Here is a 26,602-nt window from a genome sequence, read left to right as displayed (position 1 = left end):
TGAGGGCTTATCTAGCAAGGAGCAAGTATGATTTTCCTACTCTTTGTTTTAAGCGTTGTCATTCAGCTTTTTGCAATATGGGCAATTTTCTTTTTTAATCTAAACAGAACCATTGGTAGTGTTATTACGATTGCTGTAGCCATACTTTCTGCACTCATACTAACGCCATGGGCTCTCATTTTAGGTATTCCCCTTATTGCCCTTAGTATCATTATTTTATTTGCACCATTACGCTTTAACCTAATTACTCAACCTGCATATAAAACTTTAGCAAACTCAATGCCGAGCATCAGTACGACTGAACAAGAGGCTTTAGAGGCAGGTACCAGTTGGTGGGAAAAAGAGTTGTTTATGGGGGCACCTGATTGGTCACAATTTGAAAAGTACCCCTACCCAACGTTGTCAGCAGAAGAACAAAGTTTTATCGACAATGAAGTTGAGCTCCTTTGTAGCATGCTAGATGAATGGGAGATTCATCATCACTTAAAAGATCTACCACCTGAAGTTTGGCAATTTATTAAAGACAAAGGTTTTTTAGGCCTCATTATTCCAAAGTCCTTTGGTGGCAAAGAATTTAGCTCATTTGCCCAAAGCCGTATTATGAGCAAAATTGCTTCCCGCTCACTCACCACAGCTGTGAGTTGTATGGTTCCAAACTCGTTAGGACCGGGTGAGCTACTCATGCACTACGGTACCGATGCACAAAAACAGCAATATTTACCGGGCCTTGCTAAAGGTGAAGAGATCCCATGCTTTGGTTTAACCAGCCCAGAAGCAGGTTCAGATGCAGGCGCCATTCCAGATTCGGGTGTTGTTTGCTACGGTGAATATGAAGGTGCTCAAGTTCTTGGGCTGCGCATGAATTTCTCTAAACGTTGGATTACGCTTGCACCAATTGCCACCGTTGTTGGCTTAGCATTTAAACTTTATGACCCAGAAGGCCTACTCGGAGATAAAAACAAAACAGAATACGGTATTACTTGTGCCTTAATTCCTGCAAGTCATGCAGGTGTGAAAATTGGAGCACGACATTATCCTGGTTCTCCATTTATGAATGGAACAGTAGAAGGAGAAGATGTTTTTATTCCTATTGACTGGATTATTGGTGGTCAAGAAAATGCCGGTAAAGGCTGGCGTATGCTCATGGAATGTTTAGGTGTGGGCCGTGGTATTTCCCTTCCAGCTCTAGCAACAGCTGCAGGTGAAATGAGTTATTTAACCGTTGGTGCTTTTGCAAAAATTCGTCAACAGTTCAATATTTCAGTAGGTAAATTTGAAGGCGTACAAGAAGCAACCAGCGAAATTGCCAGCGATGCCTATATGCTTGAAGCATTCCGTTATTTAGTGACATGTGGCCTAAACCAAGGTGGAACACCTGCCGTGATGACTGCTATGGCAAAATATTATGCAACTGAAACGATGCGTAAAGTTGTCAATCACGGAATGGATATTGCTGGAGGACGTGCTATTCAACTTGGACCACGTAACTTCCTTGCCCTTACCTATCAAGCGATTCCAATTGCAATTACGGTAGAAGGTGCAAATATTTTGACCCGTTCATTGATGATTTTTGGCCAAGGCTCAATGCGTTGTCATCCTTATCTATTTGAAGAGTTACAACTCCTTCAATCTGAAGATAAAAATAACTCAGTCAAAAAATTCGATGATTTGTTATTTAAACATTTAGCCTATACCTTTAACCGTGGTGCAAGATCATTTGCTTACGGTTGGACAGGTGGCTCAAGCGATGCGCCTCAGTCAGCAGATCAATTCACTGTCAGTTACTATAAGACGATTAACCGTTTTAGTGCCAACTTTGCACTTGTTTCGGATATGTCACTTGGTTTACTTGCAGGCGACTTAAAACGCAAAGAAATGTTATCAGGACGCTTGGCAGATATTCACGCGCACCTCTTTATTTCTACTGCAATTTTAAAATTTTATGAAGCTGGCCAAAAAACTGAAGCCGAACAACTTCATGCAAAATTAGCGCTACAAAAAGCTTTCTTGAATATTCAGGAAGCATTTTGGGGATTATTTGAAAACTTCCCAGCTAAACTTCCGGCAGCATTTGTAAAATGGATCTGTTTCCCTTTTGGTCGTGTCATTTCAAAACCAGATGATGAGTTAAAACAACAAGTCGCTGAACTTATGATGCAAGAGCATCCTTTTAGAGAGCAGCTTAAGCATCACGTATTTTATTCAACCAAAGCCGATGATGTGACTGGACGTTTAGAACATACATTCCAAATTCTACGAACACTTGAACCACTTTGGGATAAGTTTAAAAAAGCTGAATCTAAAGGCAAATTTACAGGACTGACTTTCGAAGAGAATATTCAACAAGCGATAAAAGAAGGTTTTATTTCTGAAAGCGAAGCTCAACAACTATTGCAATACAACGCAATTCGATTCGATAGCATGCTTACAGATGTATTTGATGAAGATTTAAATAAAGATCTTCCTTTGTCAAACCCTCATCAAATAGTGTGACTGGTGCCTCCACTAATTCACTATTGCAATCATTTTTGATTCGCATTAATTAATAAATAACCATAAAAGCGTCACTCGACGCTTTTATTTTTAGGAGAAATTAATGTCTAAGCAAGATTACGAAAATGGATTAAAAGTTCGCACAGAAGTGATGGGAGAAGCTTTTGTAAAACGTGCCCAAGAAAACACCGTACCCTTTACTCAGCCTTTACAAGACTGGATTAACGAACATGCATGGGGATCGACTTGGCAACGTGAAGGTGTACTTCCACGTAAATATCGCTCATTAATAACTTTAGCTATGCTAACCGCACTTAAATCGCCAACTGAACTCAAAGGCCATGTTCGTGGTGCACTCAACAATGGTTGTACAGTTGAAGAGATTCAAGAAACACTATTGCACAGCCTGCCATATTGCGGCGCCCCTGCTACACAAGAAGCTTTTCGCGCTGCTTTAGAAGTGATTCAAGAATATCAACAAAAATAACTTCAATATGAGCCAGCACTCTACTGGCTCTTCTTATCTAATTCAATTTGGATGAATGCATCTGAAAATTACGATCATCAATCACAATAGCCTGACGGCAAATCCCCTCTACTTGACGCTGCTTTTCAAAAACTCCCGCTGACATCGGTTCAAAACTATCAAAAAAGCAGATTTCATTTTGATCTATAGAATAAATGAGCGACTGGTTTCCAACCCCTTCTAAAGTATCGTAGTACACAATCACCATTTTTCCGTTTTGAATTGCATCTTGAATATCTTGATAGCTCAGCGCAGGTCCAGTTGGAATTCTTAATACCTTTGCCTCTTTATAGCTCATGCGTTCGCTTTGGCTAATGCTAGGATCCTCATCTGAATGAAATGACACTTGAAATCCTAGTTTTTTTAAAGCAACAGCTAAGGCAATCGTATAGGTGCCTCCTTCATCGTGTCGGCAAACATTAATCAGCTCAACCACATCAATTTGTACTCCATGATGCTGAAGCACCATCCAAACTGCAAAAACGCCACAGTTTGACTCTAGGCTTGCCAACGACTCGGGAATATTTAATGCCATAATTAGAATCTAAAGTGATAATTACGCAGATAATAAACAAAACTGGATTGGCACTAAAAGCTTTTCCAAGTACAATGTTTCGCTAGTCGAGGGATGCTGCGACAATTGATCGGCACTAAAGATCAATTTGCCAGGCTCGACGATCGGTTAAACACTCGTTTTAACCAACAACGGCATCCGCGAACAGAATGATCAATACTATTTTTTCCTAGGAGATCCTGATGAACGCGGTTAATGCTTCATTTACAGATTACAAAGTTGCTGACATCTCTCTTGCTGACTACGGCCGTAAAGAAATCAAACTTGCTGAAGCAGAAATGCCAGCTTTGATCGGCTTACGTAAACGCTATGCAGCTTCTAAACCACTTGCTGGTGCAAAAATTCTTGGTTGTATTCACATGACTATTCAAACAGCTGTTCTTATTGAAACGCTTGTTGAATTAGGTGCTGAAGTACGCTGGACATCATGTAACATTTTCTCTACTCAAGACCACGCTGCTGCTGCAATTGCTGCTCGCGGTATTCCAGTTTTTGCTTGGAAAGGTGAAACTGAAGAAGAATACGTATGGTGTTTAGAGCAACAGATCAATGTAAATGGCCAACCTTGGGATGCCAACATGATCTTGGACGATGGCGGTGATTTAACTGCTCTTGTTCATGAAAAATACCCTGCTCTTTTAGAACGTATTCACGGTATTACAGAAGAAACTACAACAGGTGTTCAACGTCTTATCGAAATGTGGAAAGACGGTTCTTTGAAAGTTCCTGCAATTAACGTAAATGACTCAGTTACTAAATCTAAAAACGACAACAAATATGGTTGCCGTCACTCATTAAATGACGCAATCAAACGTGCAACTGACATGCTTTTGTCTGGTCGCCGTGCACTTGTAGTTGGTTATGGTGATGTAGGTAAAGGTTCTGCTCAATCTTTACGTCAAGAAGGTATGATCGTTCGTGTAACTGAAGTTGACCCAATTTGTGCAATGCAAGCATGTATGGACGGCTATGAAGTTGTATCTCCATACAAAAACGGCGTACAAACAGGTAAAAAAGAAGATATTAACCAAGATCTTCTTGGCAACACTGACCTCGTTGTAACAACTACTGGTAACTACCACGTGTGTGACGCAGCAATGTTAGACAGCTTAAAAGCTGGTGCAGTTGTATGTAACATCGGTCACTTCGACACAGAAATCGACACGGCTTATTTGCGTGGTTACAAATGGGTTGAAGTTAAGCCACAAGTTCACCAAGTTTATCGTTCAGAAGATGAAAATAACTACCTTATCCTTCTTTCTGAAGGTCGCCTTGTAAACCTAGGTAATGCAACTGGTCACCCATCTCGTGTAATGGACGGTTCTTTTGCTAACCAAGTTTTAGGTCAAATTCACTTATTCCAAGAGAAATTTGCCGATCTTCCTGCAAATGAAAAAGCTGCAAAAATTCGTGTAGAAGTTCTTCCTAAGAAACTTGACGAAGAAGTTGCTGCCGCAATGGTTGCAGGTTTCGGTGGTGTACTTACTCAGTTAACTCAAGAGCAAGCCGATTATTTAGGTGTTGCTGTTGAGGGACCATTCAAGTCTGACGCTTACAAGTACTAAGAACTTAAGGGCAGACGGTGAACCGACTGCCCTTTTTTCTAAAATGTTTCGCTGTTTACAAGGATTTGACATGACTAAACGTACACCTATTTCTTTTGAGTTTTTTCCACCAAAAACTGATGCTGGTGCTGAAAAACTTCGTATTGTTCACCAAGAATTACAACTTCTGAACCCTGAGTTTTTCTCAATTACTTATGGGGCTGGTGGTTCTACTCGCGAACGTACTCTAGCTGCTATTGATGATTTCAATGGTAAAGGTACACCAGTTGCACCTCACCTTTCTTGTATTGGTGATGATAAAGCTCGTATTGCTGAGTTACTGGATTTATATAAAGCTCAAGGCATTAACCGTATTGTTGCTTTACGCGGTGACTTACCTTCTGGTCAGGTTGGACTTGGGGAACTTCCGTACGCACAGGATTTAGTACGTTTTATTCGTGAGCACTCAGGTGACCATTTTCATATTGAAGTTGCAGCTTATCCAGAAATGCATCCTCAAGCTGAAAACCTTGATTCAGATATTCAACGTTTTATTGAAAAAGTACAAGCTGGTGCCAATGCAGGAATTACTCAATTCTTCTTTAATCCAGATTCCTACTTTTATTTTATAGAGCGCTTAGAGCAAGCTGGAATTAACATTCCGGTGGCTCCGGGAATCATGCCAATTACCAACGCAAGCAACTTAATTCGCTTTGCAGACGGTACGGGTGCTGAAATTCCTCGCTGGATCCGTAAGCAATTACAAGCCTATGGTGATGACAGTGAAAGTATCAAAGCTTTCGGTCATGAAGTTGTTGTTAAGTTGTGTGAACGCCTTATTGCAGGTGGTGCGCCAAGCTTACACTTCTATTCAATGAATCAAATCGAACCAACTCGTCAACTTGTTGTTGATCTTGGTTTAAATTAATTTTGTAAGGCGTACCCAATGAACCGTTTTTTTATCGAAACTGAACTTACAGTTGGCTCAACAATTCAACTGACAGAATCAGTCTTCCATCATTGGGTGCGCGTTTTACGTGCACAACTACAAGAACAAGCGACTCTCTTTAATGGCCAAGGTGGCGAATATCTCGCGACACTGAGCGAAATTAATAAAAAAAATGCGTTTGTCACAATTGAGAATTTCAACCCTAATAACCGTAATGCCCCATTTAAAGCAGTTCTGGGTCAGGTCATGAGTAAAGGTGACCGAATGGATTATGCCATTCAGAAAGCCACTGAATTGGGTGTAAGCCAGATTCAATTGCTAACAAGTGAGCGTTGTGAAATGCGCTTAAAATACGATCGAGATCAAAAAAAATTAGATCACTGGCAAGCTGTTGCAATTGCAGCATGTGAACAATGTGGCTTGAATTTGGTTCCAGAAGTATTAGCGCCTATTTCTCTTCATGAATGGTTAAGTTCTTCTGAACTTCCTCAATCTAAATTTGTTTTAGCTCCTGAAAAAGAACAAAAAGATGTATTGGCAGGAATACAGCCTGAGCTTGCCTTATTGATTGGCCCAGAAGGTGGGCTAAGTGAAAATGAAATTACCCAAGCCAATCAAGCTGGATTTGTGAATTGGTGCATTGGTGACCGTGTTTTACGTACAGAAACAGCTCCTGTTGTTGCATTGTCTATCTTAAATTATCGATTTTTATCCACCTAAGTTCACTGAACATTGATTAAATCGTTATTTAAAGTTAATTTACTTTTATTGCATGAATAAAATTTCAAATTCTTTTTCACTGATAAATCAGATTCTTTCTGTATATATGTAAAAAAATAGGATAGAAAAATCTTATGTCTGGGCTTCAGGAAGAATATCTACAGCATCAAACAAAAATTGAACAGCTGAAACTTTCAACTCAATATATACGCTGGTATTTGATTAGCCTGATATTACTATGCCTTATTTCATATGGTATTTTTTCTTATTATTTTTCATCTGCAATAACAGTATTTAGCTGGTCTCTTGGACTGACCATAGCTTCTTTTATCTTTTTATTATTTATTCCAAACATTTTAACCCACTATCGCACGATTGATTTCACAAAAAAAGCTGATCGTGTCTTACAAAGTATTTGTTTGTTCTCAGGAATTTTAATGGGGATAAATGTCACGATTATTCATTTGTATCTTCCTCCTCATTTAGTCGCGCTACCAGATGCACATATTTTAATTGCTTTATTTATTACTTCGGCTCATATCATTGGCCTTACTTTTTTAACACAGCAACCCCGATATTTTTACCTTTTATTTATTCCTAGCACCTTCCCTCTACTAATTGCTCAATTCACACATAATCCAATTACTCAGCTACCTTTTTATTTCGCCTATAACCTCACCTTTGTCGCAACAGTGCTTTGTGCATATGCAACTCAACGTAATTACCAAAAGATCTCTCAATTATTATTAAAAAATAAACAGCTTGTTCAAATTTCAGACCAGCATACACAATGGGCTGAAGAATTATGCGTACAACTCCAACAAGAAGTGAATAAGTCCAAAGATATTGAAGCTCAGCTTCAATTTAACAATCATTTACTTGAGCAAAAAGTACGTGAACGTACCTATGACCTCACAAAAGTGAATGAGCAACTCGAAAGCCATCACTATAATTTAACTTTTGCACATGAAACTGCGGGTATTCGGCCTTGGGATTGGGATATTGAAAGTCAAAGATTAGAAATTACGTTTTTCGATCAACAAAAACAAACTCAAACCGCCGTTATTCATCTCAATACCATATTAGATCGTATTCATCCAAGTGATAAAAAACTCTTTGAAGAACGTTTAAAACAGCATTTGGAAGGCGTTACAGATCATTTTAATATCACCTTTCGAATTTTACGTCGAGATGGTTCTTGGAGATGGATTCATGATGTAGGCCGTGTCATCACCAGAGATCCTAAAACACAAAAAGCGCTTCGTATGGTGGGAATGACCCGCGATATACATCAAGAGAAAAAGGACCAAGAACATCTAAGGCTATCTGCAATTGTGCTCGAGCAAGCTGCGGAAGGAATATTTATTCTAGATGAGCACTTAAACTATATTGATATTAATCCTTACTACGAAAAATTAACCGGATTTTCGAAATCAGAGCTTCTGAATAAAGAGTTATTTAGCAATACAATTAATCAAAAAGAATTACAACAACAATTTCATACATCAATAAAACAACAACTCCTTGAGACAGGAGAATATATGGGTCAGTTTGATGAAAAATTTAATTCTGGCAAAAGCGTATATTTATGGTTGCATATCAATGTGGTCAAAGATGAATTCAATCAAATTACTCATTATATTGGATTTGCACGCGACCTCACAGAGCAAAAACGTCAAGAGCAACACCTATCTTATTTAAAAAACTACGATAGCCTCACCCATCTACCTAATCGTCTTTACTACTACAATCAATTACACCAATATCTTGTAAATCCTTCATATAACATTAAAAATTTAGCGTTAATACGGGTAAATATTGACCGCTTCCGAGCTTTCAATGAATTTTTAAATAATGATAGTGGTGATGAATTACTTAAACAGTTCGCACAAAGATTACGCTTAATCAATATTAATGCAATTTTGGTTGCTTACTTAAATAGTGACGATTTTGCAATCATTTATGAAATTTCGCCAATTCATCCAAATGTTGAGCAATATTGCCAAAATATTTTACAAGCACTCAATGCACCTTTTTACATTGATAATCACGAATATTTTATTACGGCATCTATCGGTGTTGCATGTTTCCCTGAACATGGCAGACAAATTGATCATCTCAACAATCATGCAGAGCAAGCGCTTTCCGAGGCAAAACGTTTAGGTGGTAATACAATTTGCTATTACTGCAATAAAACAAATCACTCATATAAAACTGCCGATTTAGAGCAAGAGCTACGTAAAGCCATTCAAAATGATGAATTTGTCGTTTATTACCAACCTAAAATTAATCTACACGATCAATCAATTATCGGTTTTGAAGCACTCATTCGTTGGCAGCATCCTGAGAAAGGATTAATCCTGCCAAATATGTTCATACCATTTGCTGAGCGTAGTAGCCTGATTTCAGATATTGGTAAAGTTGTTTTGGATAAAGTTGGAAAACAACTACAAGAATGGAAAGATGCGGGTTATCTCAATATTCAAGTCTCTGTAAATATCGTCGCTCAACAGATACATCGAGGCTTATTACTCAATGATCTAGATGAGGTTTTGCAAAAATATAATATTCAAGGTTCAGATCTCGAACTTGAAATTACAGAGTCAGCCCTTTTAGACAATACTGCCAATGTAAAAACGCTATTACATGCGATAAAACAACGAGATATCTCAATTGCCTTAGATGACTTTGGTACGGGTTATTCTTCTTTGGCATATCTAACAGAATACCCAATTGACGTATTAAAAATTGATCGTGCTTTTATTTCTAAAATTGGTGACCATAAACAAGAAGCAATTGTAAATGCAATGATCGCGATGGGTAAAAGTATGGGACTTAAACTGGTTGCTGAAGGTGTAGAAACAAAAGAACAAGTCACCTATCTACAAAAACAGCAATGTGATTTTTTACAAGGCTATTTCTTTAGTCGCCCTATTCCTTCCGAGCAGATTATTCCTTATCTACAAACAAATCCGCATATTTCTTAATTGTTCCAATCATCTATTTTACCTATGCTGCTTTTTCCAAAAATGAGCGTTTTTGACTGTGAGAAATAAAGAAGTAGTGTTATATTCTTTAGCATTTAGCTCACCACGGGGCTATTGGCAATTCGTCTACTATTCTCTTAATTGGTAAAAATTAAAGCATAGTCAAAGAAGCGAGTTGCCTCTCCCTAAATGAGCAATTTGACTAGTTTGCTTTTTTGTATCAAATAGAGACTCAGATGGACGATCAATCTTTAAAACAGGCCGCTTTAAATTACCATGAATATCCAAACCCAGGGAAAATCAGCGTCACCCCAAGTAAGCAACTTGTCAACCAACGAGATTTGGCTCTAGCCTACTCACCAGGAGTTGCTGCGCCATGTTTAGAGATTGAACGTGATCCATCTGCTGCTGCAAAATATACAGCTCGCGGAAACTTGGTTGCCGTAGTTAGTAACGGTACAGCTGTTCTTGGTTTAGGTAATATTGGACCATTAGCGTCTAAACCTGTAATGGAAGGTAAAGGCGTACTCTTTAAGAAGTTTGCTGGTGTTGACGTATTTGACATCGAAATTGCAGAAAACGATCCAGATAAAATTGTAGATATTGTTGCCTCTCTTGAGCCAACTTTCGGTGGTATCAACCTCGAAGATATTAAAGCGCCAGAATGTTTCTATATCGAAAAGAAACTTCGTGAACGCATGAAAATTCCTGTATTCCATGACGATCAACACGGTACAAGTATCATTGTAGGTTCAGCTTTGCTTAATGCATTGCAACTTGTAAATAAGAAAATTGATGAAATCAAAATTGTAGCTTCAGGTGCAGGCGCTGCTGCCCTTTCTTGTTTAGATTTACTTTGTGCTTTAGGCGTAAATAAAGAAAATATCATTGTTGCCGATTCTCGCGGTCTACTCACTACTTCACGTGAAGGCTTGGATGAATCGAAAAAACGTTATGTTCAAGACATTAAAGCGACTCAGTTACATGAAGTAATGGCTGGTGCTGATATGTTCTTGGGTCTTTCTGCTGCTGGTATTCTCACCAAAGAAATGGTGAAACAGATGGCTGAGAACCCTATTATTTTTGCTTTGGCAAACCCAGATCCAGAAATTTTACCTGAACATGCACATGAAGTACGTCCTGATGTAATCATGGCAACTGGTCGTTCAGATTATCCAAACCAAGTAAACAACGCATTATGTTTCCCTTACATTTTCCGTGGTGCACTTGACGTTGGTGCAACAACGATTAATGAAGACATGAAAATTGCATGTGTACATGCAATTGCACGTATGGCACACGTAGAAGCAGATGCAGCAACTTATGGCGAAAAATCTGCTTCATTTGGCCGTGACTATTTAATTCCACGCCCACTTGACCAACGTTTAATTTTAGAAATAGCTCCTGCTGTTGCTAAAGCTGCAATGGACTCAGGTGTCGCAACTCGTCCAATCGAAGATTTCTCTGCATACCGTCAAAAATTATCTGAGTTTGTTTATAATTCTGCATTCTTGATGAAACCGATTTTTGCTCAAGCAAAAACTGATCCTAAACGCATCGCATATGCTGAAGGTGAAGATGAGCGCGTATTACGTGCAGTGCAAATCGCAGTTGATGAAGATTTAGCTAAACCAATTTTAGTAGGTCGTACTGCTGTTATTGAAGCTAATATCAAAAAATTAGGCCTACGTTTACAACATGGCGTAAATATTGAGATTGTAGATCAAGAACAAAACCCAATGTATGAAGAGTTTTGGAAAGACTACTATCAAACAATGCAACGCAAAGGCATTACTGTTGAATATGCTCAACGTGAAGCTCGTCGCCGTTCAACTTTAATTGCATCTCTACTGGTTAAATTCGGTAAAGCTGATGGTATGTTATGTGGTACTTACAGTAGCTATAACATTCACCTTGACTTTGTACGCAATGTCATCGGTCTAAAAGAAGGTATGAATAACTTCTTCACCTTAAATGCATTAATGCTTGAAGATCGTAACTTGTTTATTGCTGATACATACGTAAATACAAACCCGACTGCTGAACAACTTGCTGAAATGACTATTTTAGCAGCTGAAGAAGTACGTCGTTTTGGTATTACTCCGCGTGTAGCCCTGCTTTCTCATTCAAGTTTTGGTAGTGACCAGACTGACTCAAGTGCTCAAAAAATGCGTGAAGTTTATCGTATTTTATCTGAGCAAGCTCCTGAGCTTGAAGTTGAGGGTGAAATGCATGGTGATGCAGCATTAGACGAAAACATTCGTCAATTTGCATTCCCTGGCTCACGTTTCAAAGGTTCTGCAAACTTACTCATTATGCCAAACCTAGATGCAGCAAATATTTCATTTAACTTGTTGAAAGCGACTTCTGGTAACAACGTTACTATTGGTCCAATTTTACTTGGTGCAGCAAAACCTGTTCATATTTTGACACCGACAGCAACAACTCGTCGTCTTATCAATATGACTGCTTTAACTGTTGCTGAAATCCAACAACAAGAAAAGTAATTTAGAAACTGCTTTTTACGAAAAGCATCTCTAATGACTTGAGAAAACCTCTATTCTGTAGCATGATTGCTTGAAGAATAGAGGTTTTTTCATGCAAGTGTATTTAGTAGGCGGTGCCGTCCGTGATTTTTTACTTGGGCATCCCTATCAAGAAAAAGATTATGTTGTTGTCGGTGCAACGCCGGAACACATGCTCGCCCAAGGTTTTCAACCTGTAGGCAAAGATTTTCCTGTGTTTCTTCATCCCGAAACGAAAGAAGAATATGCACTTGCACGTACTGAAAGAAAATCTGGTAAAGGCTACCACGGCTTTCAATTTTTTACTGATACCACAGTAAGTTTAGAAGAAGATTTAATCCGCCGTGATTTAACCATCAATGCCATAGCAATGGATCAAGATGGCAAACTATACGATCCATATGGCGGTCAAACCGATTTAGAAAATAAAACTTTGCGTCATGTTTCAGAAGCTTTTGCTGAAGATCCTTTACGTGTTTTACGTGTTGCACGCTTTGCGGCTCGCTATTCTTCATATGGTTTTCAGATTGCGCCAGAGACAATGCAGCTTATGCAAACCATGGCCGAATCAGGTGAGCTTGATGCCTTAACACCAGAGCGTGTGTGGAAAGAGACTTCTCGCGCACTTTTAGAAGATCATGCAGATGTTTATTTTCAGACATTGCGTGACTGTGGGGCATTGAAACATCTTTTCCCTGAAATTGACGCATTATTTGGTGTACCACAGCGCCCTGAATATCATCCAGAAGTGGACTGCGGTATACATACCTTAATGTCCTTACAGCAAGCTTGTAAGTCAAACTATTCGCTTGATGTTCGATTTGCTGTTTTAGTACATGATTTGGGTAAAGCATTGACTCCAGCTAACGAACTTCCTCGCCACATCATGCATGAAGAACGTGGAGTAAAACCTGTTACCGAGTTATGTGAACGTTTAAAAGTTCCAACTCAAACTCGACAGTTGGCATTATCGGTGTGTAAAGAACATCTAAAATGTCATCAGATTATGTCGTTAAAACCAGGAACAGTATGGCGCCTATTACAGCGCCTAGATGTATTACGCCGTCCTGAGAGAGTTGAAGCTTTTGTACAAGCATGTGAATGTGATGCTAAAGGAAGACTCGGTTTAGAAGATCGTCCCTATCCACAAGCTCAGTACATGTTAGATGCGATGCAAATCGTTCGCTCTATTAAAGTTCAGGATTTACCTGAAAACATTAAAGGTGCTGAGATTGGTGAAATGCTCATTCAGTACCGTATTGATGCTTTAACTGAGTTCAAACATCAGCATCAAGCACTATCTCATACTTAATTAACACCAAGAAAAAAGCCTCATTACGAGGCTTTTTTATCTTTACTGTTTAGGCAGCGGTATAAATTGTGATTGAGTATTTTGGTTTTTTCTTTCCCCTACTGTCACCACAAAGTTTTGTTGCTTCCCATCTCGCTCGACCATTACATTAATTTCGCTGTTAGGCGCTTGTAATGCAACATAATTAATCAAATGAGATGCTGAAGTGATTTGTTGATTATTCACCTGAATAATTTTATCACCAATCTTAATACCTGCTGATGCAGCTGGACCATTTTTCAAGACATCTGCAACCACCACCCCAATTTGCTGTTTAGGTGCTAATACATCTTCTTGTGTAGGTGGTACTAAACTAATACCTAACCATCCACGCACTACGCGGCCATCTTTCAAAATTGAGTTTAGTACTTGTTGGCAAACTTTTGCAGGAATTGCAAAACCAATTCCTAAAGAACCACCTGACTGAGAGAAAATAGCAGTATTTACACCAATTAAATTCCCAGCCACATCAATTAATGCTCCACCAGAGTTACCTGGGTTAATTGCGGCATCCGTTTGAATAAAGTCTTCATAGGTATTAATGCCTAAATCAGAGCGTTCAGTCGCAGAAATAATACCTTGAGTTACTGTTTGGCCTACGCCAAATGGGTTACCAATAGCCAAGACAACATCACCTACTTCATTACCACTGAGTTTAAATGGCAACACAGGTAATTTATCTAAATCGATTTTAATTACGGCTAAATCGGTATCAGGGTCTGTTCCAACAATCGTTGCTTCTGCACGACGGCCGTCATGTAATGCAACTACAATCTGATCAGCTTGAGCAATTACATGATTATTCGTCAAAATATAACCATCAGCTCGTACAATAACCCCAGAGCCTAAGCTATTTTCATTTTGCTGTTGTTGCTCTGGAACCTGATTTCCAAAAAATTCGCGGAAGACCGGATCACTTAATAAAGGATGATTTTGTTTAACTTTCTGGGTCGTAAAAATATTAACAACTGCTGGCGCTGCAACTTTTACTGCAGCGCTATAAGATACCACCCCGCCCGCTCTCGAAGTATCAACGAGTGGTTCAACTTTCTCAGCAGGCATTTGCACCCCATCAACTGCAACAGTTGGTTTCGGCTGATGGTATTTTTGCCATGCAATAAAACTGGCAATTACAATAATAAGTAACACCCAAGGTAACCATGTAAAGGTGCGGCGCACGTTCATATCCTCTACGCAAAGAAGTTTTTAATTAAATTAATATATTGAACAAAAAGAGTTTTCAGTTAAGCATTTTAAATTAAATATGTCGATATACATAAAAAAGTCAAAAAAGATTTGTCTAGCTTTAGTTACACAACAAAATATGTTTCTATAGCTTTAGCAATTATTTACTAATCAATTCAGGAAATATCATGGCAAATTTGCATGAAATTATTCAGTGGTGCGACCAAACCTTAAAAGCGGCAGAATTTAAAGATTACGCACCAAATGGCCTGCAAATTGAAGGTTTAACTGAAGTAAAGCGTATCGTTTGTGCGGTTACTGCTTCTGAAGATGCGATTGATGCAGCAATTGCTCAAAATGCAGATTTGTTACTCGTACATCATGGTTATTTTTGGAAGGGCGAACCGTATCCAATTACTGGAATGCGAGGCAACCGCATTAAAAAACTCATTCAAAATAATATTTCATTAGTCGCTTATCATCTACCTTTAGATGCACACCCAACTTTGGGCAACAATGTAGCCATTGCAGAAAAACTAAACTTGAAGAATTTAGAACCACTCGATTTAACCGAAAAACATCCAATTGGCAATATTGGTTATTTAGAGCAAGCAATTTCTGTGGATGAATTTAAAGCACAGCTTCAAAACAGTTTTGATTTTAAGGTAATTCATTTGCCCGCAGAAAAGCAAAGCATTCAAAAAGTAGGCTTCTGTACAGGCGGCGCTCAAGATTTTATTGCTAAAGCTGCTTTGCAAAATTGTGATGCTTATATTTCAGGTGAAGTCAGTGAACGAACTTTTTATGAAGCAAAAGAATTAGGGGTTCACTATTTCGCCTGTGGTCACCATGCTACTGAGCGTTATGGAGTTCAGCGTTTGGCACAAGCGATCTCAAAACAGTTTTCAATTGAAGCTGAATATTTTGAATTGAATAATCCGATTTAATTAAGTCTTTTTTTCAATCTGTGTTATGCGTATTAATTAGATCTTTATTGTGTATAGTTCTTTAAAACGATGCCCTATTGTTACCAGAATCATTTACAATAGAGCCACTTAATTGTATAACCCAGCAAATGCAAGGAATAGGAACATGACAACCATTACTTTACCTGCACTTCCATATGGCTATGATGATTTAGCGCCACATATTAGTAAAGAAACTTTAGAATACCATCACGATAAACACCACAATACCTATGTTGTTAACTTAAACAACTTAATCAAAGGGACTGACCTTGAAGGTAAAACTTTAGAAGAAATCATTAAAGCGACTGCTGGTGATGCATCTAAAGCTGGTATTTTCAACAATGCCGCTCAAGTTTGGAATCACACTTTCTACTGGAACAGCATGAAGCCAAATGGTGGTGGTAAGCCTACTGGCGCAATCGCTGCTAAAATTGACGAAGCTTTTGGTAGCTACGAAAAGTTTGCAGAAGAATTTACTGCTGCTGCAACAACTCAATTTGGTTCAGGTTGGGCTTGGTTAGTTGCTGATGAAGTAAATGGTAAATTATCTATTACTAAAACTTCTAATGCAGACACTCCACTTGCACATGGTCAAATTGCTGTATTAACAATTGACGTATGGGAACATGCTTACTACATCGATTTCCGTAACTTACGTCCTAAATACATCGCAACTTTCTTAGAAAGCCTTGTGAACTGGGACTATGCAAATGCAAAACTTGCAGGCCAACCAGCTGGTGTAGAGAAATAATTTTATTTCTTTATGAAAAACCACCCTATTTTGGGTGGTTTTTTTATTTTTAATACAGCAAAAGCATATTAATCAAGCAAACGATTCATTTTCTTTAATATTCTTATTGACGCTTTTAGATTTCATCCATAAAATGCGCATCAGATTCTCCAATAGCTCAGTCGGTAGAGCGACGGACTGTTAATCCGCAGGTCCCTGGTTCGAGCCCAGGTTGGAGAGCCATCTACTAATCTCCCATAGCTCAGTCGGTAGAGCGACGGACTGTTAATCCGCAGGTCCCTGGTTCGAGCCCAGGTGGGAGAGCCAAGATTCTTAAAAACCCACTCATCATGAGTGGGTTTTTTTTCTAATCATTTAATAATTTTCCATTATTTTGAATAAAATCAATGTTTCGAGTATTTTTAAACCAAACGATGAGATATTCTCTCTAATTCTGCTATTAAAGCTTGACCCAGCACCCTTTCCTGCCTAAAATCCTTTTCCAGATTCTCCCATAGCTCAGTCGGTAGAGCGACGGACTGTTAATCCGCAGGTCCCTGGTTCGAGCCCAGGTGGGAGAGCCAAGATTCTTAAAAACCCACTCATCATGAGTGGGTTTTTATTTGTATGATGCCTTCACATGTTCGAATCGAGTCACTTATTTTTTATTGTTTTAGGTTGCGTAAGTACCTGTATTTTTCTTTTTGTATGTTTACGCCCTTATTTATTTCCAAAACAAAAATTCTTTGCTCGTCCTGTCATTACAAACTTTGAAACTCAAATGTTTATACGTTTAAAACAAAGTTTTCCAAATTATCATGTATTAGCACAAGTGGCTTTTAGCGCATTAATTACCAGTAATGACTATAAAATTCGTAGTCAGTTCAATCGTAAAGTTACTGACTTTGTTGTGCTAAACGACAAGATGGAAGTCATGGCCATTATTGAGCTAGATGACCCTACCCATCTTGAAAAAGTAGAAGAAGACCGTATTCGTGATCAAATGCTCACTGAAGCAGGCTACCTTGTAAAGCGCTACACAAATATTCCTACTGTACGTCAATTACAAAAGGACATTCATTAACAAACTATTTCGTTTCAGAATTTGCAGCTTCTTTCTCAGCTATTCTTTTTTCCATCTCTAAACGCTGCTGTTCATATTGTTTTTTATTCTTAGCATCACTTTTTGCAGCCAAGAAAAGTATTCCAATAATCAGAAAAGGAATAAGTAAACCTAATCCCATTAATAACCAAGGAACAGATTTTTTTTTAACAGGTTGCTGGCTCATAAGTTCTTCAAACTCAAATATTATCGATTTCAGAATGCGTAACAATATAACAAAAAGAGCCACTATAAAGTGGCTCTTTTTTAAAGCTATTTTCTAATTCAACAAATAAATCTTAGAATTTACCTGTGCAGTGTGGACTTTGGCTGGCATCTTTCTGTGCATCAGTCAGCACAATACCCGTACCCGCTGACATATTAGCTTGAATGAAATCTACAGCATTGGCATTTTGACATATGATTGCTTGAGTATGGGTCGCATTCGGCACAATAGTTAGCTTATAGCCTTTATCATAGCCTGCTTGTGGGAACAAATCCGCAGCTTTCGCTTTCATTTTATCAAATAAGACTTGCGTTACCACAGGCAATACCGCTTGATCTTTTTCGCCTTGAATAATAAACACCGGTGTTTTAATAACTTTCTCAGCAGTAGCATTCGTTGCAGGTTGAGTAGCAGTCAAGAAGCGTTGAACAACTTGATCTGCTTTAAATTTATTTAGATCAATACCGTACTGGGTAATTTGATGTGTAGGGTCAGCCAAGAAAGCTAAGATTCCCGCTTTAAATTTCTCTTGCAGGCCGTTTGCAGTATCAGGAGCAGGATAACTTAAACAAGCACCATCGTCACCAGTACGACCATAAGCCAATTCTGCAATGTCAGCCGCTCCTGAAGTAAAAATTGCCTTCAAGTCATAGTCTGGTTGCTGTGCTTTAATCCCTGCACTTGCGAATGCTGCATATGCTAATAATTCGGCATATCCTTCTGCAGTTTTATCAATTGTAGGTACAGCAAGTGCTAGCGGATCATTTGGAGACATTTGACCTACTGCAATCGCTGCATCAATTTGTCTACGCGCTATAATCGCTTGATCTAGCTTACTAACTGCAAAATTACTGTCTTGATTCATTTCAGGATCAATATAAATCTGAATAATTGTTCCTAAGCTTGATGCAGGTGCTCCAGCTACCGCACCTTTATAACTTGCATCTGTATTGGCAAACTCAGCAGTACCCAATGAGGCATGTCCACCTTGAGACTGACCAATCGACATCCAGTCACCTTTTAACTGAGCACCGTAATGCTCTTTTACTGCTTTAACTGCAGCTAACGCTGATTTTGCTTCGCTAGATAAGTTTAAGTACGGATGCATCCCTGGTGTGCCTAAACCCTCATAATCTGGTGCCACAATCACATAACCTGCTGCTAATAAAGACTCAGCAAGGATTTTAAACCGCGGATTAATTGCATTTTTGCTTGGCGCACAACCATCACCCACCCCAACAGTTCCGTGTTCCCATACCACTACACGATAACCATCTTTCGGTTGTATTGCTTTTGGAAACAATACCATTGCTGTAGCAGTTGCTGTTTTTCCTTGAACATTTGCCATGTTATAAGTCATTACTTTGATCGTTGAAGCATTATCAACTTTATCAATAGCGTAATTACTTTCTGAAACATAAGCTTTATTTGTGTCTATCCCTGTGTAGTCATCATCATCGTCATTACACGCTGTAAGAAATAATGCTGAAATTGATAATGTTATAGCTAAAGCAATTTTTGACCGTTTCATAGAATATCCTTTTTATGTGTTATTTATTCTGCATATTTTTATGCACAAATATTAAGACATAAAAAAAGTGCTCTGCATAGAACACTTTTCAACCTCACGGTCATTTTTACTATATGAAATTTAAAAATATTCCTAGAAAAATGATTAATCCCACCCAGCGATTGTGACGAAATGCCCAAAAACATACTTGAGGGTTGCGGTCTTTGGTTTTAATTGTTTGATATACAAAATCGAAGGCCACTACAATTAAAGCAATAATTGCCCATGGGAATAAAATATTTTCTAAATATAGTGCAGTACCAATCAAAACAAGACTAGTTGCTTGTAAAAGAGCAATAATCTGGATGTCATATCGGCCAAAAAGAATAGCTGTAGATTTCACACCAATCTTTAAATCATATTCACGGTCTGTAATTGCATATTGAGTATCATAAGCCACTGTCCAAGCTAAATTACCAAAATAGAGCAACCAGCAAGTTAAATCTGGAGTTTTACCTACAGCGGTAAAGGCCATAGGAATAGACCATGAAAATGCTGCGCCTAAAAATACTTGAGGTAAGTTGGTATAGCGCTTCATAAATGGATAAATAAACGCTAGAAGTAATGCCCCAAATGACCAGTAGAAAGTTTCGATCGGTAAAAAGAACAATAAAGCTGCACTTGCTAAAACGAGGCCTAAGAATACATATACAGCTTCTCTTGCACGAATCATTCCTGTTGCTAAAGGGCGCGTTTTTGTTCGCTCTACATGACCATCTACTTTACGATCAGCAAAGTCATTAATCGCACATCCAGCAGCGCGCATAAAAATGACGCCTAAAATCATGACAAATAAAATACCTAAATCAGGTATTCCTTTCGATGCAACCCAAAGTGCCCACATGGTTGGCCAAAACACCAGTTCAGTACCAATTGGCTTATCAAATCGACATAGATAATAATAAGCCTCTAAACGCTGACGCCATGTTGTGCCTGTTGCAGTCGTCATAGTAATTCCTTGTCGTGCTGCTGATTTAAAAAAGCTTCAAAAGCCGGTAAGAATGTTTCTTGGACGATAAATTTACATCCATGCCAAGTATAGCAACTTTGTCGCGTCCAGCCTTCTGGCAAACGAATGACACGACGGTCACAAAGCGGAGTCGTTCTTTGAAATAGAAAAAAGCCAATCGGTTTAGACCCAATGTGCTGAAATATACGTGCTTTTTTTTGTAAACTTTGAATTGGAAAAATACTTTTTGCTTTCACCCACGGCTCTGCTTCACAGCCATATAAATAGGTTTCCCTTACCCATGAAGTATGAGCATGAGACATGTTCATCCATTGACTGTCTGCAAACGTTAAACGCTGAAAGTGTTGTTTAAAGGGCCTCACACTAAACTGACCACCACCAAGCTCAGTGAGTTGTTGAGTCAGAGAGCCAGAAGCATACAACCATGTTTTCAACTCAGGATTTAAAGCCTTTTCCTGTTTAAGTACTGGTTGCCGTTTACGCATAATCTGCTCACATGAAAACTCGCACCTAGTTTACTCCAATTTTTTGATAAAAAACGTAGAGAATTCAATCAACATTCCAAGCAATAAAAAAGCCTGCATATGCAGGCTTTTTTACAAAATATGTATTACAAGCTGTAGTACATATCGAATTCAACTGGGTGAGTAGTCGTATTAAGACGACGTACATCTTCAGTTTTAAGTTCGATGTATGCATCAAGCATTTCTTTAGTGAACACGCCGCCTTTTAACAAGAATTCGTGATCTGCTTGAAGTGCTTCAAGAGCCATATCTAAGCTATGAGCAACTGTTGGGATTTTTGCTTCTTCTTCTGGAGGAAGATCATACAAGTTCTTATCAGCAGCTTCGCCCGGATGGATCTTGTTTTGGATACCGTCGATACCAGCCATTAACAATGCAGCGAAACCTAAGTACGGGTTCATCATTGGGTCTGGGAAACGAGCTTCGATACGCTTACCTTTAGGGCTAGAAACGTATGGAATACGGATAGAAGCAGAACGGTTACGTGCTGAGTAAGCAAGCATAATTGGTGCTTCGAAGTGAGGAACCAAACGCTTGTATGAGTTTGTAGATGGGTTTGTGATTGCATTCAATGCACGAGCGTGCTTGATGATACCACCGATGAAATACAATGCCATTTCTGAAAGGCCTGCATATTCATCACCAGCAAACAAGTTCTTGCCATCTTTAGAGATAGACATGTGAACGTGCATACCAGAACCGTTATCGCCTACCATTGGTTTAGGCATAAACGTAGCTGTTTTTGCATATTGATGTGCAACATTCCAAACAGCATATTTGAACTGTTGAACTTCGTCAGCTTTACGTACAAGTGTATTGAAGCTCACACCAATTTCTAACTGGCAAGAAGCAACTTCGTGGTGATGTACTTCTACACGACCTGGGCCCATGATGTCTTCGATTTTTGCACACATTTCTGCACGCATATCTTGTGAAGAATCAACTGGAGGAACTGGGAAGTAACCACCTTTAACACGTGGACGGTGACCAGAGTTACCAGACTCGTAGTCTTTACCAGTAGACCAAGCAGCTTCTTCAGCGATTAATGTATGACGAGCGCCAGACATATCGATGTCCCATTTCACTTCGTCAAATACAAAGAATTCTGGTTCTGGACCAAAGAATGCAGTATCACCGATACCTGTAGATTTTAAGTATTCTTCTGCACGGCGAGCAATCGAACGTGGGTCACGCTCATAACCTTGACCAGTTGAAGGTTCAATAACGTCACAAGTCACAACTACAGTTGGCTCAGCAAAGAACGGGTCGATAAAACCAGTTTCCGCATCTGGACGTAAAATCATGTCAGATGCTTCAATGCCTTTCCAACCAGCGATTGAAGAACCATCAAACATTTTACCGTCTTCAAAAGTATCTTCATCAATAGAATCAGCTGGGTAAGTTACGTGCTGTTCTTTACCCTTAGTATCAGTAAAGCGAAAATCGACCCATTTTGCGCCACTTTCTTGTATGAGTTGAAGGACCTTGTTCGCCATGCTCATTTTGCTCCAATGAAATTTTGTTGCACTTGTTGAGTGCGTGTTAGTTGCTGGTATTTATTAAGCAATTCTCATACCAACTTTATAAGACTTACCTAAAACATTGAATTGCTTATAAGTATTCATGATTTAGGACCCTTGTCTTGAACCCATTATACTGTTTGCATAGTTAAATGCACCATATTCAGACATTTTCAAATTATGGCATATTTAAATAGATCATTATTGCCCTAATTTAGTGCAAAATTGTTGCGCTGATATAATCCATTGCATCAATTTCTAACAATACATCATGATCATAATACTTTCTTATATATAATGGCTGAAATTCTTATCAAATTAAAAATATTCACATCTTTCAAAGCAATTCTTCTAACTCACTTTTGTTGATGGCAGCCAATTACTTTATCTGATGAATTAAGTTTATTACTCCTGTTTACAATCTATCAAATAGTTTGCATTTTTATGAATTGCTTTAAATAAACTGATAATAAATACGTCTTAGGTTAGCTAAATTATCAAAGTAAATTCTAGGTTTACGAATTTAAAAAATAAATTTCACTATTCATGTTCTTTTTCATTCACTTTTTTTATACAAGGTAAATTTGCTTTTATTATTAAAAATAACTAAAAAATAAAACATAAATTTTAGTTATAAACAATCAAACCAAAAGTTATGTTTATAAAAACAGAAATAATTCAAGGATTTGAATAATGAAAGATGAACTTGATCAGCCAGATAAAGCATTTTTTGGTCATCCTCGGCCGTTACAAGGCCTATTTTTTACAGAGCTTTGGGAAAGGTTTTCTTATTATGGTATCCAGCCTTTACTTATTCTCTACATGATTGCCATGATCAATGAGGGTGGCTTAGCACTTGATCGACCAACAGCTGCCGCTATTGTTGGGTTATTTGCAGGTTCTATGTATTTAATGACCGTCTTTGGCGGATGGGTTGCAGATAACTGGTTAGGGCAAGCACGTGCTGTCTGGTATGGATCAATTATTATTGCCTTAGGTCATTTATCAATTGCCCTTAGCTCTCTATTTAATCAGTCTTTCTTTTACTTAGGTTTAGTATTGATTGTTTTAGGTACCGGATTATTTAAAACCTGTATTTCAGTAATTGTAGGTACGCTGTATAAAACCCATGATGCAAGGCGTGATGCAGGTTTTTCCATCTTTTATATGGGAATTAACATGGGGTCTTTTATTGCCCCACTCATAACGGGATTGTTGGTACAAAATCATGGCTGGCATTTAGGCTTTGGTATTGGTGGCATTGGGATGTTAATTGCTTTATTAATTTTCCGCTTTTTTGCACTCCCGCAACTTCAAACTTTTAATGAGTTACGTCAGGAAACCAACACATGTAATAAACCTGTTGTAGATAATAAAAATGCACCCAAAATTGTATTTAGCTTTTTATTCGTAGTTGCAATGATTATTGCATTAACTTTATTTGGCATCATCCACATTAACCCAGTCGTGGTAGCAACCTACTTAACCGTAGGAATTGGCCTCGGAATTATTGCTTACTTTGCTTATTTATTGCTTTTCCTTAATTTAGATCAAAACGACAAATTTAAAATTATTATTTGTTTTGTGCTATTGATCACTTCCGCTCTTTTTTGGTCTGCTTTTGAACAAAAGCCAACATCTTTTAATTTATTTGCTCAGGACTATACAAACCGCCATGTTTTAGGCTTTGAAATTCCAACCGTATGGTTCCAGTCTATTAATGCCTTTTTTATCATTATTTTTGCTCCAATTGCCGCATGGTTGTGGGCAAAACTAGGCAAATCAAATAAAGACCCCAATTACATTTCAAAATTTATTATTGCGCTTTTACTCGCGGCAGGCGGATTTTTAGTAATGTCGTTTGCTAGCCGTTTTGCGATTAGTGATGGCTTGGTTTCGCCGTTTTGGATTGTAGGCAGTTTATTTTTACTTACACTAGGAGAACTCTGCCTAAGTCCAATTGGTTTATCGACCATGACCAAACTTGCACCAAATGTAATTCGTGGGCAAATTATGGGACTATGGTTTACAGGTACTGCTTTAGGTAATCTCATGGCAGGTCTAATTGGCGGACAAGTTTCAGCAGATGCGATCGAACATTTACCTAGTTTATTTATGCGCTGCGTATTGGCGTTGGTTATTGGCGCAATCGTGTTATTTTTACTAAAGAACCCCCTGAATAAATTAATGAACAAAAGTACCAGCAAAGTTCAACCCAATTTGGAAACAATATGACCGACTTAACTGTTCCAGAAAAACTAGCAAAACTTCGTGAACTCATGGCCACTCAACACGTTGATGCTTTGGTTGTAATGAGTGCAGATCCACATATGTCAGAGTATTTACCTGACTACTGGAAAGCAAGGCAGTGGTTAAGCGGTTTTAGTGGCTCTGTTGGCACCTTAGTTGTGACTCAAAACTTTGCAGGACTGTGGGCAGATGGCCGCTATTGGGTGCAAGCCGAACAACAACTCGCTGGAACTGGCTTTCAATTACAAAAGCTGACCAGTGATGAAACTTCTACACATCTCGCGTGGATTGAGAAAAATCTACCAACTGGTTCGGTCATTTCAGTAAATGGCCAAACATTATCCATTCAACAATTTAAGGCGCTCGAACATACTGCACGACTTAATCACTATAAAATTGAAACCCAGCAAGATTTAGTTGGAGAGATTTGGTTAGACCGTCCAGAACTTCCCTCAGAAAAAATCCATTTGATGCCTGAAGGATTAAATGCCCTCTCTCGTAAAGAAAAAATTCAGGCAATTCGCGAGAGCTTAGCTAACAAGAATATTGCAGGTCATTTTATTTCATCTTTAGATGATATTGCATGGGTCCTAAATGCACGTGGACAAGATGTAGAGTATAACCCTGTATTCCTTTCACATTTGTATATCAGTGCTCAACAGGCTGTTCTATTCATTGATAGCATTAAAGTTGATTCAACTATTCAACAAGCTTTCAAAGCTGATGGCATTGAGATTCGTGACTATCAAGATTCAGCTCAGTTTTTAGCAAATATTTCTAATGCATCTATGCTGTTAGATCCCGCCAAAGTATCGATTTTTCATGAGCAAGCTATCGCAAAAGATATTCGGGTTGTCTACGACATCAACCCTAGTACACTTTTTAAATCGCGTAAGCATGAAAGTGAAATAGCTCATATCCGTCATGCCATGGTGAAAGATGGAGTCGCGCTTTGCCATTTCTTCCACTGGTTAGAAAAAGTACTTCATCAGGGAAAAAGCATTTCAGAGTTGACTATTGATGAGAAAATTACAGCCTTCCGCGCTGAGCAAGAGGATTTTATAGGGCCAAGTTTTTCAACGATTGCTGGCTTTAATGCTAATGGTGCTCTACCCCACTACCGTGCAACTGAAGAGCACTATTCACTTATCGAAGGCGATGGTCTATTGCTGATTGACTCAGGTGGTCAATATGTAGATGGAACAACGGATATTACTCGTGTTGTTCCTGTAGGCACGCCAACAGGGCAACAAAAACGTGACTATACATTGGTTTTAAAATGTCACATTGCTTTGGCAAAAACGATTTATCCGGAAGGTTTAGCTGCACCACTACTCGATTCAATTTGTCGTCATACTTTATGGCAACATGGTTTAGATTATCGCCATGGAACAGGCCACGGCGTAGGCTTTGCGCTTAACGTACACGAAGGACCGCAAGTACTTTCTTATTACGCACCAATACATGCCCATAGCAAACTACGCGCGGGAATGATTATTTCTAACGAGCCGGGCTTATACCATGAGGGACAATATGGTATTCGCATTGAAAATCTGGTTGCAAACAAACTTCACTCTGGATTTGAAAAAACTTACGGTGAATTTTTGGAGTTTGAAACGCTGACGCTTTGCCCGATTCATTTAGATTGTATCGTTGTTGATCTGCTAACGAATGAAGAGAAAGACTGGTTAAATGGTTATCATCAAACTGTCCAAGAAAGACTCGCTGAGCACTTATCGGGCGATGTTTTAGATTGGCTGATTTATAGCACACGTAAGATTTAATCTTCTTTTTAATTAAGTAAGGCAGAATAGTTTTTTATTTACAATAGAAGCTTATTCTGCCTTATTGGTACTTATCTATAATTTCAAAAGGCTCACTTCTTAAA

At 38.5% G+C, this 26,602-nt stretch carries 19 protein-coding genes, 3 tRNA genes and 1 pseudogene; 16 read left to right on the top strand and 7 right to left on the bottom strand.

Annotation, left to right across the window (positions count from 1 at the left end):
- The first annotated feature begins 27 nt into the window (after positions 1-27).
- Positions 28-2,493 carry an acyl-CoA dehydrogenase gene (locus tag MKX14_RS01490; RefSeq protein ID WP_240281584.1) on the top strand — a complete coding sequence of 822 codons (2,466 nt, stop codon included), beginning with the start codon at positions 28-30 and terminating at the stop codon, positions 2,491-2,493.
- Positions 2,494-2,596: 103 nt separating this feature from the next.
- Positions 2,597-2,980, top strand: a complete 384-nt coding sequence (locus tag MKX14_RS01485) for a carboxymuconolactone decarboxylase family protein (RefSeq protein ID WP_000043120.1) — start codon at positions 2,597-2,599, stop codon at positions 2,978-2,980.
- A 37-nt stretch (positions 2,981-3,017) separates the two neighbouring features.
- Here MKX14_RS01485 and MKX14_RS01480 read toward each other — a convergent pair whose 3' ends face one another.
- Positions 3,018-3,554 (bottom strand): cysteine peptidase family C39 domain-containing protein, encoded by a 537-nt coding sequence (locus MKX14_RS01480; RefSeq protein WP_240281583.1) that lies wholly within the window; start codon positions 3,552-3,554, stop codon positions 3,018-3,020.
- Between the two features lie 221 nt (positions 3,555-3,775).
- Between MKX14_RS01480 and ahcY the strand changes: the two genes are divergently transcribed.
- The 6 genes from ahcY to cca all read left to right on the top strand — a co-directional run bounded on the left by ahcY (position 3,776) and on the right by cca (position 13,630).
- Positions 3,776-5,158, top strand: a complete 1,383-nt coding sequence (gene ahcY, locus MKX14_RS01475; protein ID WP_033847673.1) for an adenosylhomocysteinase — start codon at positions 3,776-3,778, stop codon at positions 5,156-5,158.
- Positions 5,159-5,228: 70 nt separating this feature from the next.
- Positions 5,229-6,065: a methylenetetrahydrofolate reductase [NAD(P)H] gene (metF, locus tag MKX14_RS01470; protein WP_032004580.1), complete on the top strand. Its 837-nt coding sequence runs from the start codon at positions 5,229-5,231 to the stop codon at positions 6,063-6,065.
- Positions 6,066-6,083: 18 nt separating this feature from the next.
- Complete coding sequence (locus MKX14_RS01465; protein WP_108011239.1) at positions 6,084-6,806, top strand: 16S rRNA (uracil(1498)-N(3))-methyltransferase; 723 nt, start codon at positions 6,084-6,086, stop codon at positions 6,804-6,806.
- A gap of 134 nt (positions 6,807-6,940) precedes the next feature.
- Positions 6,941-9,793: a putative bifunctional diguanylate cyclase/phosphodiesterase gene (locus MKX14_RS01460; protein ID WP_240281582.1), complete on the top strand. Its 2,853-nt coding sequence runs from the start codon at positions 6,941-6,943 to the stop codon at positions 9,791-9,793.
- 236 nt (positions 9,794-10,029) lie between these two features.
- Positions 10,030-12,300 (top strand): NADP-dependent malic enzyme, encoded by a 2,271-nt coding sequence (gene maeB, locus MKX14_RS01455; protein ID WP_002118176.1) that lies wholly within the window; start codon positions 10,030-10,032, stop codon positions 12,298-12,300.
- Between the two features lie 91 nt (positions 12,301-12,391).
- Positions 12,392-13,630 (top strand): multifunctional CCA addition/repair protein, encoded by a 1,239-nt coding sequence (gene cca, locus MKX14_RS01450; protein ID WP_017398614.1) that lies wholly within the window; start codon positions 12,392-12,394, stop codon positions 13,628-13,630.
- Positions 13,631-13,672: 42 nt separating this feature from the next.
- On the opposite strand, the gene algW is transcribed toward cca, so the two are convergent.
- Positions 13,673-14,848 carry a S1C family serine protease gene (algW, locus tag MKX14_RS01445; RefSeq protein WP_005068179.1) on the bottom strand — a complete coding sequence of 392 codons (1,176 nt, stop codon included), beginning with the start codon at positions 14,846-14,848 and terminating at the stop codon, positions 13,673-13,675.
- Positions 14,849-15,042: 194 nt separating this feature from the next.
- Here algW and MKX14_RS01440 point away from each other — a divergent pair, with 194 nt between their 5' ends.
- The 6 genes from MKX14_RS01440 to MKX14_RS01415 all read left to right on the top strand — a co-directional run bounded on the left by MKX14_RS01440 (position 15,043) and on the right by MKX14_RS01415 (position 17,636).
- Positions 15,043-15,801 (top strand): Nif3-like dinuclear metal center hexameric protein, encoded by a 759-nt coding sequence (locus MKX14_RS01440; protein ID WP_240281581.1) that lies wholly within the window; start codon positions 15,043-15,045, stop codon positions 15,799-15,801.
- 145 nt (positions 15,802-15,946) lie between these two features.
- The gene (gene sodB / locus MKX14_RS01435) at positions 15,947-16,573 is read left to right on the top strand and encodes a superoxide dismutase (protein ID WP_000208083.1); all 627 of its coding nucleotides are present in this window, start codon (positions 15,947-15,949) and stop codon (positions 16,571-16,573) included.
- A gap of 146 nt (positions 16,574-16,719) precedes the next feature.
- Positions 16,720-16,795 (top strand) — tRNA-Asn (locus MKX14_RS01430).
- Positions 16,796-16,803: 8 nt separating this feature from the next.
- A tRNA-Asn gene (locus MKX14_RS01425) sits at positions 16,804-16,879 on the top strand.
- Between the two features lie 181 nt (positions 16,880-17,060).
- Positions 17,061-17,136, top strand: a tRNA-Asn gene (locus MKX14_RS01420).
- 56 nt (positions 17,137-17,192) lie between these two features.
- The gene (locus MKX14_RS01415; protein WP_240281580.1) at positions 17,193-17,636 is read left to right on the top strand and encodes a DUF2726 domain-containing protein; all 444 of its coding nucleotides are present in this window, start codon (positions 17,193-17,195) and stop codon (positions 17,634-17,636) included.
- 4 nt (positions 17,637-17,640) lie between these two features.
- Here the strand turns inward: MKX14_RS01415 and MKX14_RS01410 are convergent, their stop codons facing one another.
- The 5 genes from MKX14_RS01410 to glnA form a co-directional block, all read right to left on the bottom strand.
- On the bottom strand, positions 17,641-17,841 hold the full coding sequence (locus MKX14_RS01410; RefSeq protein WP_240281579.1) for a hypothetical protein: 201 nt from the start codon (positions 17,839-17,841) through the stop codon (positions 17,641-17,643).
- 112 nt (positions 17,842-17,953) lie between these two features.
- Positions 17,954-19,411 carry a lipase family protein gene (locus tag MKX14_RS01405; RefSeq protein ID WP_240281578.1) on the bottom strand — a complete coding sequence of 486 codons (1,458 nt, stop codon included), beginning with the start codon at positions 19,409-19,411 and terminating at the stop codon, positions 17,954-17,956.
- 109 nt (positions 19,412-19,520) lie between these two features.
- A complete protein-coding gene (gene ubiA, locus MKX14_RS01400; RefSeq protein ID WP_039210977.1) occupies positions 19,521-20,399 on the bottom strand; it encodes a 4-hydroxybenzoate octaprenyltransferase in 879 nt (292 codons plus the stop codon).
- Positions 20,396-20,905 carry a chorismate--pyruvate lyase family protein gene (gene ubiC / locus MKX14_RS01395; RefSeq protein WP_240281577.1) on the bottom strand — a complete coding sequence of 170 codons (510 nt, stop codon included), beginning with the start codon at positions 20,903-20,905 and terminating at the stop codon, positions 20,396-20,398. Before ubiC ends, ubiA begins: the two co-directional genes overlap by 4 nt.
- A 125-nt stretch (positions 20,906-21,030) precedes the next feature.
- Positions 21,031-22,446 carry a type I glutamate--ammonia ligase gene (gene glnA, locus MKX14_RS01390; RefSeq protein WP_002052696.1) on the bottom strand — a complete coding sequence of 472 codons (1,416 nt, stop codon included), beginning with the start codon at positions 22,444-22,446 and terminating at the stop codon, positions 21,031-21,033.
- A 691-nt stretch (positions 22,447-23,137) separates the two neighbouring features.
- Between glnA and MKX14_RS01385 the strand changes: the two are divergent.
- Both MKX14_RS01385 and MKX14_RS01380 read left to right on the top strand, forming a co-directional pair.
- Positions 23,138-24,699 (top strand): annotated as a pseudogene (locus MKX14_RS01385) (peptide MFS transporter).
- The gene (locus tag MKX14_RS01380; RefSeq protein ID WP_240281575.1) at positions 24,696-26,498 is read left to right on the top strand and encodes an aminopeptidase P family protein; all 1,803 of its coding nucleotides are present in this window, start codon (positions 24,696-24,698) and stop codon (positions 26,496-26,498) included. The pseudogene MKX14_RS01385 and the gene MKX14_RS01380 overlap by 4 nt, the downstream one beginning before the upstream one ends.
- Positions 26,499-26,602 lie beyond the last annotated feature (104 nt).

Origin of the sequence: Acinetobacter pittii, from assembly GCF_022449185.1 — a bacterium.
GTDB classification, from domain to species: Bacteria; Pseudomonadota; Gammaproteobacteria; order Pseudomonadales; family Moraxellaceae; genus Acinetobacter; species Acinetobacter pittii_I.
This window is presented reverse-complemented; position numbering and strand designations above follow the sequence as displayed.

Coding starts and splice junctions, on each gene's coding strand:
- MKX14_RS01490 (WP_240281584.1), top strand. CDS start 28: ATGATTTTCCTACTCTTTGTTTTAAGCGTTGTCATTCAGCTTTTTGCA.
- MKX14_RS01485 (WP_000043120.1), top strand. CDS start 2,597: ATGTCTAAGCAAGATTACGAAAATGGATTAAAAGTTCGCACAGAAGTG.
- MKX14_RS01480 (WP_240281583.1), bottom strand. CDS start 3,554: ATGGCATTAAATATTCCCGAGTCGTTGGCAAGCCTAGAGTCAAACTGT.
- ahcY (WP_033847673.1), top strand. CDS start 3,776: ATGAACGCGGTTAATGCTTCATTTACAGATTACAAAGTTGCTGACATC.
- metF (WP_032004580.1), top strand. CDS start 5,229: ATGACTAAACGTACACCTATTTCTTTTGAGTTTTTTCCACCAAAAACT.
- MKX14_RS01465 (WP_108011239.1), top strand. CDS start 6,084: ATGAACCGTTTTTTTATCGAAACTGAACTTACAGTTGGCTCAACAATT.
- MKX14_RS01460 (WP_240281582.1), top strand. CDS start 6,941: ATGTCTGGGCTTCAGGAAGAATATCTACAGCATCAAACAAAAATTGAA.
- maeB (WP_002118176.1), top strand. CDS start 10,030: ATGGACGATCAATCTTTAAAACAGGCCGCTTTAAATTACCATGAATAT.
- cca (WP_017398614.1), top strand. CDS start 12,392: ATGCAAGTGTATTTAGTAGGCGGTGCCGTCCGTGATTTTTTACTTGGG.
- MKX14_RS01440 (WP_240281581.1), top strand. CDS start 15,043: ATGGCAAATTTGCATGAAATTATTCAGTGGTGCGACCAAACCTTAAAA.
- sodB (WP_000208083.1), top strand. CDS start 15,947: ATGACAACCATTACTTTACCTGCACTTCCATATGGCTATGATGATTTA.
- MKX14_RS01415 (WP_240281580.1), top strand. CDS start 17,193: ATGTTCGAATCGAGTCACTTATTTTTTATTGTTTTAGGTTGCGTAAGT.
- MKX14_RS01410 (WP_240281579.1), bottom strand. CDS start 17,841: ATGAGCCAGCAACCTGTTAAAAAAAAATCTGTTCCTTGGTTATTAATG.
- MKX14_RS01405 (WP_240281578.1), bottom strand. CDS start 19,411: ATGAAACGGTCAAAAATTGCTTTAGCTATAACATTATCAATTTCAGCA.
- ubiA (WP_039210977.1), bottom strand. CDS start 20,399: ATGACGACTGCAACAGGCACAACATGGCGTCAGCGTTTAGAGGCTTAT.
- ubiC (WP_240281577.1), bottom strand. CDS start 20,905: ATGCGTAAACGGCAACCAGTACTTAAACAGGAAAAGGCTTTAAATCCT.
- glnA (WP_002052696.1), bottom strand. CDS start 22,446: ATGAGCATGGCGAACAAGGTCCTTCAACTCATACAAGAAAGTGGCGCA.
- MKX14_RS01380 (WP_240281575.1), top strand. CDS start 24,696: ATGACCGACTTAACTGTTCCAGAAAAACTAGCAAAACTTCGTGAACTC.